13 protein-coding genes are annotated in these 13,602 nt (G+C 35.3%); 7 read left to right on the top strand and 6 right to left on the bottom strand.

What is annotated here, in order from left to right; all coding sequences use genetic code 11:
* The first annotated feature begins 48 nt into the window (after nt 1–48).
* Both prfA and pyrF read left to right on the top strand, forming a co-directional pair.
* Entirely contained in the window at nt 49–1,125 is a 1,077-nt protein-coding gene (prfA, locus tag BST93_RS06370) for a peptide chain release factor 1 (protein ID WP_060522983.1), read from the top strand.
* A gap of 79 nt (nt 1,126–1,204) precedes the next feature.
* Entirely contained in the window at nt 1,205–2,014 is an 810-nt protein-coding gene (gene pyrF, locus BST93_RS06365) for an orotidine-5'-phosphate decarboxylase (RefSeq protein WP_105018499.1), read from the top strand.
* A gap of 5 nt (nt 2,015–2,019) precedes the next feature.
* Here the strand turns inward: pyrF and BST93_RS06360 are convergent, their stop codons facing one another.
* On the bottom strand, nt 2,020–3,582 hold the full coding sequence (locus tag BST93_RS06360; RefSeq protein ID WP_105018498.1) for a S8 family serine peptidase: 1,563 nt from the start codon (nt 3,580–3,582) through the stop codon (nt 2,020–2,022).
* Between the two features lies 1 nt (nt 3,583).
* Entirely contained in the window at nt 3,584–4,780 is a 1,197-nt protein-coding gene (gene mnmA, locus BST93_RS06355) for a tRNA 2-thiouridine(34) synthase MnmA (protein ID WP_105018497.1), read from the bottom strand.
* A 166-nt stretch (nt 4,781–4,946) separates the two neighbouring features.
* Between mnmA and BST93_RS06350 the strand changes: the two genes are divergently transcribed.
* The 3 genes from BST93_RS06350 to BST93_RS06340 all read left to right on the top strand — a co-directional run bounded on the left by BST93_RS06350 (nt 4,947) and on the right by BST93_RS06340 (nt 6,951).
* A complete protein-coding gene (locus tag BST93_RS06350; protein WP_085774289.1) occupies nt 4,947–5,921 on the top strand; it encodes a fasciclin domain-containing protein in 975 nt (324 codons plus the stop codon).
* Nucleotides 5,922–6,070: 149 nt separating this feature from the next.
* Nucleotides 6,071–6,487, top strand: a complete 417-nt coding sequence (locus tag BST93_RS06345) for a transcription elongation factor (RefSeq protein ID WP_105018496.1) — start codon at nt 6,071–6,073, stop codon at nt 6,485–6,487.
* The gene (locus BST93_RS06340; RefSeq protein ID WP_105018495.1) at nt 6,487–6,951 is read left to right on the top strand and encodes a hypothetical protein; all 465 of its coding nucleotides are present in this window, start codon (nt 6,487–6,489) and stop codon (nt 6,949–6,951) included. The genes BST93_RS06345 and BST93_RS06340 overlap by 1 nt, the downstream gene beginning before the upstream one ends.
* Here the strand turns inward: BST93_RS06340 and BST93_RS06335 are convergent.
* On the bottom strand, nt 6,948–7,388 hold the full coding sequence (locus BST93_RS06335; protein ID WP_105018494.1) for a hypothetical protein: 441 nt from the start codon (nt 7,386–7,388) through the stop codon (nt 6,948–6,950). The genes BST93_RS06340 and BST93_RS06335 overlap by 4 nt on opposite strands.
* 28 nt (nt 7,389–7,416) lie before the next feature.
* Nucleotides 7,417–7,860, bottom strand: a complete 444-nt coding sequence (locus BST93_RS06330; protein ID WP_240919364.1) for a hypothetical protein — start codon at nt 7,858–7,860, stop codon at nt 7,417–7,419.
* Between the two features lie 101 nt (nt 7,861–7,961).
* Here BST93_RS06330 and rluF point away from each other — a divergent pair, with 101 nt between their 5' ends.
* Nucleotides 7,962–8,693: a 23S rRNA pseudouridine(2604) synthase RluF gene (rluF, locus tag BST93_RS06325; RefSeq protein ID WP_105018493.1), complete on the top strand. Its 732-nt coding sequence runs from the start codon at nt 7,962–7,964 to the stop codon at nt 8,691–8,693.
* Between the two features lie 55 nt (nt 8,694–8,748).
* Here rluF and BST93_RS06320 read toward each other — a convergent pair whose 3' ends face one another.
* Nucleotides 8,749–12,396 (bottom strand): T9SS type A sorting domain-containing protein, encoded by a 3,648-nt coding sequence (locus tag BST93_RS06320; protein WP_105018492.1) that lies wholly within the window; start codon nt 12,394–12,396, stop codon nt 8,749–8,751.
* A 137-nt stretch (nt 12,397–12,533) separates the two neighbouring features.
* Here BST93_RS06320 and BST93_RS06315 point away from each other — a divergent pair, with 137 nt between their 5' ends.
* The gene (locus BST93_RS06315; RefSeq protein WP_105018491.1) at nt 12,534–13,208 is read left to right on the top strand and encodes a M24 family metallopeptidase; all 675 of its coding nucleotides are present in this window, start codon (nt 12,534–12,536) and stop codon (nt 13,206–13,208) included.
* A 77-nt stretch (nt 13,209–13,285) separates the two neighbouring features.
* On the opposite strand, the gene BST93_RS06310 is transcribed toward BST93_RS06315, so the two are convergent.
* Nucleotides 13,286–13,561 carry an ATP-dependent Clp protease adaptor ClpS gene (locus tag BST93_RS06310; RefSeq protein WP_060524983.1) on the bottom strand — a complete coding sequence of 92 codons (276 nt, stop codon included), beginning with the start codon at nt 13,559–13,561 and terminating at the stop codon, nt 13,286–13,288.
* Between the last annotated feature and the right edge of the window lie 41 nt (nt 13,562–13,602).

Raw genomic sequence — 13,602 nt, 5'->3', positions numbered from 1 at the left:
TACAACTAGAGCGAATTTTGATTATTTTCGCAAGACTTGAGATAGACCATGATAGATAAATTAAACATAGTAAAAAATCGTTTTGACGAGGTAAATGATTTGATCATTCAACCTGATGTAATCGCAGATCAAAAACGATATGTACAACTTACTAAAGAATATAAAGACCTCAAAAAATTGATGGACAAGCGCGAGGAATACATGACCCTTGTAGCAAATCTAGATGAGGCAAAAGAAATTCTTGCCGATGGAAGTGATCCAGATATGGTAGAAATGGCTCAAATGCAACATGATGAAGCAAAAGAGGCTATTCCTGGGCTTGAAGAAGAAATACGCATGATGCTTATTCCTAAAGATCCTGAAGATGCCAAGAATGCAGTAATGGAAATAAGAGCAGGAACTGGTGGTGATGAAGCTAGTATTTTTGCAGGTGACCTATACCGCATGTACGAGAAATACTGCTCTAGCAAAGGCTGGAGTACTAGTGTTATGGATGTGAGTGAAGGTACAAGTGGTGGTTATAAAGAAATCATTTTTGAAGTAAATGGTGAGGACGTATATGGAACTCTTAAGTTTGAAGCTGGTGTACATCGTGTACAACGAGTTCCACAAACTGAAACACAAGGTAGGGTTCATACAAGTGCTGCAACCGTAATGGTATTACCAGAGGCTGAGGAGTTTGATGTAGAACTAGATATGACTGAGGTTCGTATTGAGCGTACTACCTCAACAGGACCTGGTGGACAATCGGTAAACACTACTTACAGTGCGATTAAATTACACCACGAACCTACCGGAATGATTGTAAGCTGTCAGGATCAAAAATCCTCACATAAAAACCTAGAAAAAGCTTTGAAGGTATTGAGATCTAGGCTTTATGAAATGGAACTTGCAAAGAAAATGGAAGCCGACTCTGAACGCCGTAAAAGTATGGTAAGTAGCGGTGACCGTAGTGCAAAAATTAGAACCTATAATTATCCACAAGGACGTGTGACGGATCATAGAATTAATTTGACGCTCTATGATCTTGATAACATCATCAACGGTGATATTCAAAAAATTATTGACGAATTACAATTAGTTGATAATACAGAAAAAATGAAAATGAGTGAGGATGGGCTATAACCCATCCTTTACTTTTTTAAATACTATGCTTTCTACCAAGGCAAATCAATTCAACAGACTTTATCAAAAACCATAACTAATGACTCTAGAGCAACTTACCAACGAAATTCACAAAAAGAAATCATTCCTATGTATAGGGTTGGATGTTGATTTAGATAAAATCCCACCGCATTTATTAGAAAAAGAAGATCCTATTTTTGAATTTTCTAAGGCAATAATAGACGCCACACATGATTTATGTGTAGCCTATAAACCTAATACTGCATTCTTTGAAGCCTATGGCGTAAAAGGTTGGCAAGCTTTACAAAAAACAATTAATTATCTTAATGAAAACTATCCTAATCACTTTACCATCGCCGATGCTAAACGTGGAGATATTGGGAATACCTCAACAAGATATGCCAAAGCTTTTTTCGAAGATTTAGAATTTGATAGTGTTACAATAGCACCCTATATGGGTAAAGATTCTGTTGAACCATTTTTACAGTTCGATAATAAATACGCAATTCTCCTTGCTCTTACTTCAAATCAAGGAGCTTTTGATTTTCAAACTAAGCAAGTTGATGCTGTGCCGTTGTATCAACAAGTACTACAGACTGCCTCTCAATACGATAATAGTGATAGATTAATGTATGTTGTAGGAGCTACCAAAGCTGAGTTCCTAACCGATATTAGAAAAATCATTCCAAATTCATTCCTACTTGTACCAGGTGTAGGTGCACAAGGTGGTTCTCTTGAAGATGTTGTTAAATATGGAAAGTCTTCAAATGTAGGATTGCTTATAAACAGCTCTAGAGGAATAATATACGCGTCATCAAATGAGGATTTTGAAAAAGCTGCCCGCGATAAAGCGCAGCAACTACAATTGCAAATGGCTAATCTGTTGTAGTTAATTTATTTATTAACGATTTTTAACCACTTACCACTCTCATCAACTTTAAGAAGGTAAACCCCTTTGGATAAAGCCGTTAAAACTATTCTGCCAGAATTTTCAGCATCTATTAACAGCTGTCCTTGAATAGAATATATTTGAATTTTGGGGTATAATTCTTTATCCAAATAAAGGTGTTGATTCACTACGTGCCATTTAACTTCCTTGGTAGATTGATCTAGTTGAGAAAGAGTTTGAAAAAGTAAGCCAAAATCAGGAATACCATAACCCAGAAGATTATCGGGCGAGTTAGATTGACTAGCATTTTGTTCTAGTGCACTTCTTAACTGCTGTGGAGTCAAATTAGGAAATGCCTCTAGTAAACAAGCTACGCCACCAGCTAGTAATGGACTACTAAAACTTGTACCGTTTGCAGTTCTTAAATTATCATTGTGATCTATTATAGCCGTATTACCACCTTGAGCAGCAAGATCTGGTTTTATTCGATTATCAAATGAAGGACCTATACTTGAAAATACTGTACGTTGACTGCTAGCGTCAACAGCACCTACTGCGATTGCACCTGATGCATCAGCAGGAGAAGAAATATAGGGATGATTAGTCGAATTTCCTGAGTTTCCAGCACTTGTAATCACCAACATTCCTTTCTCAAAAGCTACGTTTGCACCACGTGAAGCAAAGCTAGTTTGACCATCCATATCATTATAAGTCAAGCTTTCTGAAGCGTTATCAAATGCCAGATAACCTAATGAAGTATTGATCACATCTACTCCTAGAGAATCAGCACGTTCTGCAGCGGCTACCCAATAGGATAATTCTGCTGGCGTTTCTTGAGCTGCTTCCTCAGTTCTAAAAAGCCAATAGCTTGCATTAGGAGCGGCTCCTTCAAATTGACCGGTTATATGACCAGCCATAGTACTTAATACCCAAGTACCGTGAAAATGATCATCAGCATATGTAGCGTTTCTATCTACAAAGTCATAACCTCCTAAAATACCATTCTGACCTCTTAATTGTGAAAAACCAGACATACTATCTACATTAGGAAAACCAGAATCCATCACCGCAACATGTACACCATCTCCTGTATAATCTTGATTGTGCAAATTATCCAATCCCATCATTACTATTTGATTCAAGGCGTTCCCATAAGTATAGGGAGCACTGGACATACGAGTAAATTTATCTTGAGATGTGGATGAAATACTTTTTGATGGATCTGCAAACTCTACTCTATCAACAAAACTCAAATTTTCTAAAGCTCTTAAATCTAACTCGGCACCAGTAACGTGTACGCAGTTAAACCATTTTGATTTAGCCTTATATGAAATACCCGTAGCATTTTTAATTGCTGCTACATATTGTTGATTTACAGGCACGTCTCGTTGATCAATTACAATTCCATGTCTAGCTTTACGTGCTATGGCCCTAGCTGTTAATATGGTAGATGGGTTGTTAATGGAGCTAGTAACATTAGGCTTATCAGTAAAATACACCCAAGCGTGCCATTCTTGGGCATCTAGCCCATAGCTTATTAAAAATAAGATTAACAACCATTTTTTCATACTATGCGATTACTCCAGATCCTATACATTCTGAATCTAAGTACCAAGCTACGAATTGTCCTGCAGATATGGCACTTTGCTCATTATCAAAGATAACGTACAATCCGTTTTCTTTTCTATACAAAATCGCAGGTTCTAATTCTTGCCTGTAACGTATGCGAGCCATCACCGGCATACTATCGCCTACTGCTATTTCAAGGTCTGGTCTTATCCAGTGCGTTTCATTTTCTTTTACAAACAAGCCGCGACGGTACAAACCTGGATGACTTTTACTTTGACCTACATATATAGTATTAGTTTCTACATCTGTTTCAATCACAAACAAAGGTTCTTGAGTTCCTCCTACTCCTAGACCTCTACGCTGTCCACGAGTAAAAAAATGAGCTCCTTGATGTGAACCAACTATTTTACCATCGTTTTTTTGATAGGTACGCTTTCGCGAAAGCGTAATTACATCAACCTCATCGTCACTATCGAGAGTGGTAACTGGCACCTGCGACTTTTGCAAGCTTACACTTGCTGGTACCTCTACGATATCTCCTACTTTAGGTTTGAGTTGTTGTTGTAGAAAATCTGGTAAACGCACTTTACCAATAAAGCAAAGTCCTTGAGAATCTTTTTTACCAGCCGTAATCAAGTCTTGGGCGGCAGCTATTTCACGAACTTCGGGCTTTTGCAGGTGACCAATTGGAAAAAGAGTACGTGCTAGTTGTTCCTGAGATACTTGACAAAGGAAATAGCTTTGGTCTTTATTAGGATCGGCACCGGCGACTAAGTGGTGAATTTCTTTACCATCTAGCATACTAGTCCTTTTTTGACAGTAATGACCAGTTGCTACAAAATCGGCTCCTAACTCAAGAGCTATATCTAAAAAGACATCAAATTTGATTTCACGATTACAAAGTACATCTGGGTTAGGCGTGCGACCAACTGCATACTCGTCAAACATATAATTTACAATGCGCTCTTTGTACTGCTCACTTAAATCTACCGTTTGAAAAGGTATTCCTAACTTTTGCGCTACTAGCATAGCGTCATTTGAATCTTCCAACCAAGGACATTCATCACTTATAGTCACAGAATCATCGTGCCAATTCTTCATGAATAAACCAATTACTTCGTGACCTTGTTCCTTTAACAAGTGTGCAGCGACGCTACTATCTACGCCACCACTAAGTCCTACTACTACTTTTGCCATGATGCAAAAATAATGCAACTATTTGTGCGGTTCTCATTCTAGTATCTTTTCTCTTTATAGTGGTTCAATTTGATTCTATTATAATTTGTTTAATCTTTTTAACAGATAATTAAACAAATAACGAAAACCTTTTCGTTTCTTTGAAATGAATTAAAAAATAATACTCATGAAAAGCTTAAACCTTAAATCATTGCTATTTAGCTTTCTTGCTATAGCTTCACTTACCTTAACCTCTTGTGACGATGATGACGATAACATCATTGACTCAAATAACAGTGCTTACGACCTAACTGTTTCAAACTCAAACTTCACATCATTAAGAGCTGCATTAGAGAGAACTGGTCTAGATGCAACTCTAGATGGTAATGGTACTTTTACCGTATTTGCTCCAACTGATACGGCGTTTGCTACTTTTTTAAGTGCTAATGGATTTGCAAGCCTAGATGCGGTGCCAACAGATGTATTAAGAAACGTACTTCTTAATCATGTTTTAGGATCGGTTAATAGAAGTGGTGATCTAGTTGATGGTTATGTAAAAACTTCGGCGACTGATGCTAGTGGTAATAATTTAGATGCTTATATTGATGCATCAGCATTTACCGTAAATAATGCAGCAATTGACACTGCTCAAGTAAATATAGAAGTTGATAATGGTGTAGTGCACGTAATGGATGCAGTTATTCCTTTACCTACAGTTGCTGATCTTGCTGTTTACAATCCAGCTTTCGGTAACTTAGTTACAGCAGTTTCACAAGAAGGTTTAGTTGCGGCATTATCTGCTACAGATGCTAGTGCAACTCCTGCTCCACCATTCACTGTTTTTGCTCCTACAAACGATGCTTTCCAAGCGTTAATTGATGCAGATCCTAATGATGGGCTTAATAATATTAATGATGTATTAGCATTAAATAACTTGAGTGATATTCTATTGTATCATGTAGTGTCTGGCGCAGCTGTAAGAGCTGAGGCAATCATGGATGGTGATGTTGTAGATCCAATAACAATGGGAACATTTACTATCAATACTACAAATGGTGTAGTAATTACAGATGGAACTAATACTGAAACTAACGTAATTGTTACAAACGTAACAGGTATTAACGGTGTAGTACACGCAATTGACTTTGTACTAAGACCATAGAAGATATTTAAAACCTTGGTTGGTAGATTGAAAGGGTCGGTGATTGCTTAATCACTGGCCTTTTCTCATTTAAGGGTTAATTGAGTATATTTACTTTACATGAATGAAGGTGATTATTTAAAAACTAAGGAAAAATTCATCATAAGTGTATGATGCTTATAGGTGAACAAATTGATAGATTGACTAAACAGCTATCAGATTTACAAGACGCAAAAAACAACGAAACCAAAAGTAGTGCAGGCGATAAATATGAGACTGGCCGTGCTATGATTCACAACCAAGAAAATCTTATAGATTCACAATTGGTTACTAGTAAACGTTTACTCAATGAACTTTTACAAATAGATCCTTTTAAAAAGCAGGATGTAGTTACCACTGGATCTTTAGTCATTTTACATAACGGCATCTTCTACATAAGCGCTGGTCTAGGCGCGGTAATGGTAGATGAGCAACGTTATTTTGCATTGAGTTTAAAATCTCCTCTAGGAGTCGCAATAAGAAATAAGAAATCTGGTGAACCTTATCATTTTCAAGATAAAGATTTTATTATTCTAAATGTTTTTTAATGAAGAGTATTAAAGATCAATTAAAGACTATAGCAACAGAGCTGGATAAAGGTAATTTAGTTGCGGCTAGCGTTTCAAAAAAAGGCACCTACTGGCACCTTGATCATAGTTTGAGAGTAATTGAAGGCGTTCTAGAAACTTTAATCACTAGCAAACCAGAAGACTTTTCCCCTAGAATTAATTTTTGGAAAAAAATAATATTGCTCACTGGTTACATTCCAAGAGGTAAAGGTAAGGCTCCAAAACAAGTTGTTCCCTTGCCAGAGATTTCAAAAGATGACTTATTGAAAAGACTAGAATCAATACAAGTTTTGTTGTCAAAAAGTGAAAACACTCACAAGAAAGCTCATTTTAATCATCCACTATTTAAAGATTTAAATAAGAAACAAACTTTAAGATTTTTGCGTATTCATACTCATCATCATCTGAAAATAATAGCTGATATTAATAAAAGAGCAAATTAATTTACCTCAATCTTATTTATTGACAATCCTTTGTGATGCAATGCTTTTTTTAATCGTTTCAATGATTCGGGTTGTATAACTTCAGTATCTATGACAATTTGAGAACTTTTAGAGATAACAGTAATCTCATTTGCAAACTCCTTAACCTGATTAACATCTTTAAATTGTACTTCTTTACCAAATAGAGTATTCTTTTTTATACTCGTTTCTGTAAGGGTCAAATACTGTTTGTAAACCTCGTATTTATGGTATACAAACATCAATATACCAACAATAAATTCACCCAAACCTATACTAAACCAACTTATATCCTTAGCATCATCAAAAATCAATGAGATTATAAATAGAATTAATCCCAATCCCATAAATAATAGCGCAATCATTCTATTGTTGTATAAAACTGATGGTTTATAATATATTTTTAACTGGTTTTCCATATAGAATTAAAGTGATTTAATTTTATAACTAGCTATCCTCAAAAGTTGTTTTAATATGTGGTTTACTAATTTCAATAATAGTAAATACACACAGTAAAATACCCAGAACTCCTGTAAGTGCATTTAATACTGCCATAACTATAATAAAGGTATATCCTTTTCTCTTTTTAAGATTATTAGAGGCTTTTATAGTTAAGATCCCAAATACGATACAAATTACTAATCCAATAATACCAACAACTGTAAAAATAATTCCTGGATTAAAAGGAGTTTCTTGATTTTCTATTGGAATAAAAGTCATAAAACTTCCTAATCCTATATAAATCAAAAACAATAAGGACAATAGTAAGTTTAAGATTCCCTTTACTAAAAACAAGGTACTGAATAAATTAACCTGATCATGTTGTTGGCTAGGTCTATAATTTTGCGGTTGGTTGGAACCATGCGCTGTTTGTGTTCCTGATTGATGCATTTTTTATTTTATCAGTATTAAATCTCGTAAATATGTTACAAACCAGCTAAGATTAAACTCTCAAGCAAAAGTTAATTATAGCACTTCACTACCTTTGCAACATGTCACAAGAGGAAGGAATAAGAATAAATAAGTATCTCAGTGAGCAAGGGTTTTGTTCACGACGTGCAGCCGATAAACTAATCGAACAGCAACGCATTACTATTAATGGTCAAGTACCTGAAATGGGAACAAAAGTACTGCCTGGTGATGAAGTTGCCGTTGATGGTGAAAAAGTAAGTAGTAAAAAAGAAAAACCAGTATATATAGCATTACACAAGCCGGTAGGGATTGTTTGTACGACAGATACTCGTGTAGAAAAGGATAATATTATTGACTATATAAATTATCCTACTCGTATTTTTCCTATAGGTAGATTAGATAAAATGAGTGAAGGGCTTATTTTTTTGACTAACGATGGCGACATTGTAAATAAGATTTTAAGAGCTCGTAACGGTCATGAAAAAGAGTATATAGTTCATGTAAATCACACGATAACCGACCGTTTTATAAAAAGAATGGCAAGTGGTGTTCCTATCCTTGATACGATTACCAGAGAATGCGAAGTAGAACAATTAGGAAAAAAAAGCTTTAGAATTGTTCTCACGCAAGGACTCAATAGACAAATACGCCGTATGTGTGAATATTTGGGTTATAGAGTTACTAAGCTTAAAAGAATACGAATCATGAACGTGAGTCTGGATATTCCTGTGGGACAATATCGCGACCTAACTAAAGAAGAATTATCTGAAATAAGACGACTTACCGCAGGTAGTACTAAGACGTTTGAATAGTAAAAAATCAAAACCAGCTATTAAGCTGGTTTTGATTTTTATATATCTCTCCTATTTACTGTTTAATCAACTTGTATTGATATTTCTGGCCGTTATGCTCTATTTCGATGAAATACATTCCTGCACTTAACTCCTCAATATTAACTGTTGTATGCTGGTTGTTTAGCTTTCGCGAAAGCGTGACCTTTCCACTAACATCATATATCCGCATTAAACCATTATCCAAAGAACGTTCCCAAGATACCGTTATTTGTTTAGTTGCAGGATTAGGGAACACAGTGAACTGCGGTTGATCTACTTGAGGTTCACTTAAAGGAACTGTAAAGGTTGATGTAAAAGTGTTTGTAATTATAGGAGGATTAAAGTCAAAGTAAATCTCTGCGGTATTAGGAATAACCGTTCCATTTGTCCAGCCGGATTGTGGTTTGATTTTGAAGTAAACATAACCATTACTTCCAACTGGGTTTGACAATGAATCTGGCAGCATTATGTTGTCAAATCTCCAAGTCACATCCTTTTCAACACGCTGCATAGAATAATGATGACTGGATGATATCATTTCAAGTGATTCCCAATCTAATTGAGCATCTAGCTCATCTTCTATTCTAACATTTATAGCACTAGCTGTTCCTGTATTTTGAAATCTAACCGTGTAATAAAAGTAATCGTCGTTTGTAAATTCTTGTAGATTGATTGTCGGTCCTCTACTTTCCATTTTATCATTAGGGTCATAACTACCGATTACGACTTGATTACTACTTATTACATTGTTATTAGGCGTGAGATCATTGGCTACAGGTGTAATACTTGCGTCATTAGATAAAATGTCTCCTAAATTCACGGTTGGAATAACAGGTACTTGCATTGATACTTCAAAAGTTCGATACTCAAAAGGCAACAAATTTGAATAGTTAAGATTTATTTGATTACCCGTAACCGTAGCATTAGGATCACTCACTGAAATAATTGTATTTAAGGGATCGACATCTACTTGTACTTGTCCTACGGAAACAGGTAACGGACCTAAATTACCATAAACAATAGTTTCAGTATAAGTAAATCCAGGTCTAGGTTGTTGATTAGGAACAATATAAATTGCTACATCTTCATAACTATTAACTGCACTTATTAAGAAATCACGAGTTGTTAAACCACTACCATTTGGTATGGTTTGATTAGTATAAGAAGCCGGAGCTACTGTATATGAAGTATTATAAGCTGAAAAAATTTCGTAAGTAAGATCATAACTATTGGTAGGATCTATGTCATATATTTCAAATTCTCCATCGGGTGTAGCAATGTTCATGATAGATCCATTAGAGTTCAATTCCCACCCAAACGTTCCAAGAGGAAAAGGAACATCTGTGCTATCTACTACTCCATTTGCATTAACATCAAGTATTGATCTCATTTGTATCCCATCACAACTTACGGTTGCCGTTGAACTTGAGGCTATTTCAAATTTTAAAAACCCAGGTTGTTGCGTGAAATTACTGGCTAGTAATAAATAGAATTCCCCAGCTTGAGCATTTGGAATTGTTGCAATTTCTGGCATTGCTAGGCTAAAACTAGAATCAATTAGGTCATTTGCTGTTAAGGAACCACAGTTTTGAGTAGGATTTGTAAACGGCCCATAAATTGCAAAATCAATGTCTAATCCTTGACCATTGAAGGTAGGTGAAGTGTTTTGATACAGTTCAAGTGTAAGAGAGCCACTGGTTTCTATAGGAATGTAATACCAAGATGGATTTCTAGGACCCGATGATTGTGAAAATGGATAATAATTACCAGCTTCGGCAAAAATATTTCCGAATACATTAGGTTGCGCTTGCCCTAGTTGGTTACACAAGGCCACAGCATCACTACATCTATAAGCAGAATTACAATTTGCATTGGCAATTAATTCAATAGGATATACAACATCGCAACCTGATGGAATTAATTCTCTAATAAAAATATCAATAGAAGCCGATGATGCTATACCAGCAACAGTATAGGAGCTTGGTGTTGCAATGGGGTTCACTTGATTTTGAGCGTCATTTAAACTTAAATAAAATTCAACACTATTTGAAGAGGACAAAAGGGATGAACTCTCTGTTAGATCAAAGTCAATGACACCATCAAGATCGTCATCGCATTCTACTAAGTCAGGAAGGTTATGATTATCATCTATTAAAGTGGGAGCTACTGTAAGATTAAAAAAATCAACACCGTAATTTCCTGTAAGATTATCCTCTAATCTAACATATACTAGTTGATCGGTAGATACACAATAATTATTTGTATTTGATATCGCATTTACATTTGACTGCGCATCTGACAGCGAATTGTGGTAGGTTACAGTAAATGAACTTGATGATTGTCCTGCAAGAATTACACTATCATTTAAGGTCAAATCAAAGCAGCTTAAACCAGTTGTTGAATCCAAACAGTCGGTAAGATCAATTGGAGGATTAATTGCTAAACAATTGTTTGTTTGTGATACACTAACAGGAAATACAGAAAAACACAAACTAGGGTCATATTCTACTCTTACAAATATGGTATTTAGAGTATTAGAAGCTGTAAAACCAGCATGACTGCCAACTGCATTTATGGAAGCATCCGCATCTTGCTGAGATAAATGATAGGAAATATTGGCCGAGGCAACGCCATTGGGTAAAGAATGTGATTGTACTTCCGTTAAAATGGCGAATGCATCATAATCAATTATTCCAGATCCAGTTCTATCACAACCTTCAACAGTAGGAAAAGTATAATTTTGCGGTTCGGGAACACCTATGACATTAAATGTCATAGAAGTATCAACTGTGTTTACATCTATATTTTCAAAACGAACAAATATTAAATCAATAGAACTTGTACAGTATGGTGAGGCTATTGGATTTGAATTATTATCTGCATCAACTTGTGAAAGATGGTAAGAGATAGAATAGTTAACTGGGTTTGAATTTGATAATATCAACGAGTCTTGTTGAGAAAGATCGAAGCAGCTGGTGTTACTACCAGGAGTTAGGCATTCGAATAAATCAGGTAACGGAGAACTTGTAGCGTTACACAATCTAGGATAAACGGTTATATTTTCAATAACCCAACAATCGGATTGAAAATTAGGATCACCATATTGCTTAAGAAAAATGCTAGTACCATTTGGGCTTACAGGAATACTCGCATTTGAGGAAATGGGATTAATATCATTATCTGCATCTTGCTGAGATAAGAATATTTCTATCATAGGACTAGTTGATGCTATGGCATTAATCTCATTAATTATATCAACACGTGAGGTTAAAAAGCCACTACCTGGATTTTGTGCACTACATACAGTTACTGCCTGAACTGTCGTAGGCAAAGGCGTTGGGTATAAAATTACAAATACTGAAACTACATCAAAACTTCCGGTAGCAGTCTCAAATACTCTTGCAAAGTATTGAGAGTTTTGAATACTTACAGGAGTACTCGATGGATTAGTAAAAAAATTAACTCCATTTGAAGCATCGGACATATTGTTGTAAAACGTAATCGTAAAATCAGATGGATTAAGTGACCCTAAAATATCGTTTTCTAAAGAGGTAAAATCAAATAATTCGACACCATCATTAGATAGATCATCACAAATTTCTGCAGTAGCGTCGTTTGCCCTCGTTTGAGCATAGCTCATACTGCATACTAATAAAAGTAAGGTAAGTAGTTTTATTTTCATGGTTAAGCTTTTTGGTTTCAGAAAGTTACAACATTTTGTTTAATAAAAAACCTAATTATCAACACTTTAGTTAAAACCAATCTTTTAAAACATTAAAAGCATTTTTAAATAAAACTGTTGTAAACTATCTTTCACTTATGAGTAAAGAGCGAGCAGAATTACAAAAAGCTGAAGCCATAGCAGCTGAACTTTTTGAGGAGATCATAAAAAGAAATCTGATCCAATCAGGAATTACAGAAAAAGAACTTAATACTAAAATTTATGATCTAGCCGAAGAAGTATTTAATATTAAAAAATACTGGCACAAAAGAATCGTAAGAGTTGGGGAAAACACCTTACATCCATACGATGAAAATCCACCTAACATTGATGTGCAAAAAGACGATATATTATTTTTAGATTTTGGACCTATCATTGAGGATTATGAAGCTGATTATGGGCGTACGTATGTACTAGGAAATGATCCCATTAAAAAGCAACTTGCTCAGGATACAGAGAAGTTGTGGCATATTGCCAATAATTTCTATAAATCAAATCTTGATATAACCGGTTCACAGTTGTACAAATACTGTGTTGACCTTGCAGAAGATTTTGGATGGCAATACGGTGGACCCATTGCCGGTCACCTTATAGGACATTTTCCTCATGAGCAATTAGACAAAGAGGACAAAACGAACTACATACATCCAGAAAATCATACACCCATGTCATCTCTTGACCGTGCTGGAAGAAAAAGGGAATGGATTATAGAAATACACTTAATAGATAAGTCAAAAAAGATCGGTGGATTCTTTGAACAACTAGCCGGATAGTAATCATAAAAAAGTCTGCCTAGTGGCAGACTTAATTATTTTATTCATTAATATGAATAAAAGGGGAAAGCAAATTCTTAGACAATCTCTGCGGTTAAGCCAGCTTCCAGCAAGGCTGAACAGCGAGGTTTTAAATCATCGTATTCTCCTGTTTTTACTGAACACTTTCCTTTATAGTGAACGATAATGGAACATTGTTCTGCTTGCACAGGAGTGTGATCACATGTTGCTACTAACATATCAATCACGTGATCAAAAGTATTGACATCGTCGTTGTAAAGTACGATTTTCTTTTCTTCCTTTTCTAGAACATCAACCTTTTGTTTAGGTTGAATTAATTCTTTAACATCCATTTTCATAACCTCTCAAATATACCTTTTTTTCTTGCGCTATT

The organism is Nonlabens tegetincola (assembly GCF_002954355.1).
Lineage (GTDB): Bacteria > Bacteroidota > Bacteroidia > Flavobacteriales > Flavobacteriaceae > Nonlabens > Nonlabens tegetincola.
This window is presented reverse-complemented; position numbering and strand designations above follow the sequence as displayed.

What these genes read in the sequence shown, in the direction of transcription:
- mnmA (WP_105018497.1), bottom strand. Translation starts at nt 4,780, where the DNA reads ATGGCAAAAGTAGTAGTAGGACTTAGTGGTGGCGTAGATAGTAGCGTC.
- BST93_RS06345 (WP_105018496.1), top strand. Translation starts at nt 6,071, where the DNA reads ATGATGCTTATAGGTGAACAAATTGATAGATTGACTAAACAGCTATCA.
- BST93_RS06310 (WP_060524983.1), bottom strand. Translation starts at nt 13,561, where the DNA reads ATGGATGTTAAAGAATTAATTCAACCTAAACAAAAGGTTGATGTTCTA.
- BST93_RS06360 (WP_105018498.1), bottom strand. Translation starts at nt 3,582, where the DNA reads ATGAAAAAATGGTTGTTAATCTTATTTTTAATAAGCTATGGGCTAGAT.
- prfA (WP_060522983.1), top strand. Translation starts at nt 49, where the DNA reads ATGATAGATAAATTAAACATAGTAAAAAATCGTTTTGACGAGGTAAAT.
- BST93_RS06350 (WP_085774289.1), top strand. Translation starts at nt 4,947, where the DNA reads ATGAAAAGCTTAAACCTTAAATCATTGCTATTTAGCTTTCTTGCTATA.
- BST93_RS06340 (WP_105018495.1), top strand. Translation starts at nt 6,487, where the DNA reads ATGAAGAGTATTAAAGATCAATTAAAGACTATAGCAACAGAGCTGGAT.
- BST93_RS06330 (WP_240919364.1), bottom strand. Translation starts at nt 7,860, where the DNA reads ATGCATCAATCAGGAACACAAACAGCGCATGGTTCCAACCAACCGCAA.
- pyrF (WP_105018499.1), top strand. Translation starts at nt 1,205, where the DNA reads ATGACTCTAGAGCAACTTACCAACGAAATTCACAAAAAGAAATCATTC.
- rluF (WP_105018493.1), top strand. Translation starts at nt 7,962, where the DNA reads ATGTCACAAGAGGAAGGAATAAGAATAAATAAGTATCTCAGTGAGCAA.
- BST93_RS06335 (WP_105018494.1), bottom strand. Translation starts at nt 7,388, where the DNA reads ATGGAAAACCAGTTAAAAATATATTATAAACCATCAGTTTTATACAAC.
- BST93_RS06320 (WP_105018492.1), bottom strand. Translation starts at nt 12,396, where the DNA reads ATGAAAATAAAACTACTTACCTTACTTTTATTAGTATGCAGTATGAGC.
- BST93_RS06315 (WP_105018491.1), top strand. Translation starts at nt 12,534, where the DNA reads ATGAGTAAAGAGCGAGCAGAATTACAAAAAGCTGAAGCCATAGCAGCT.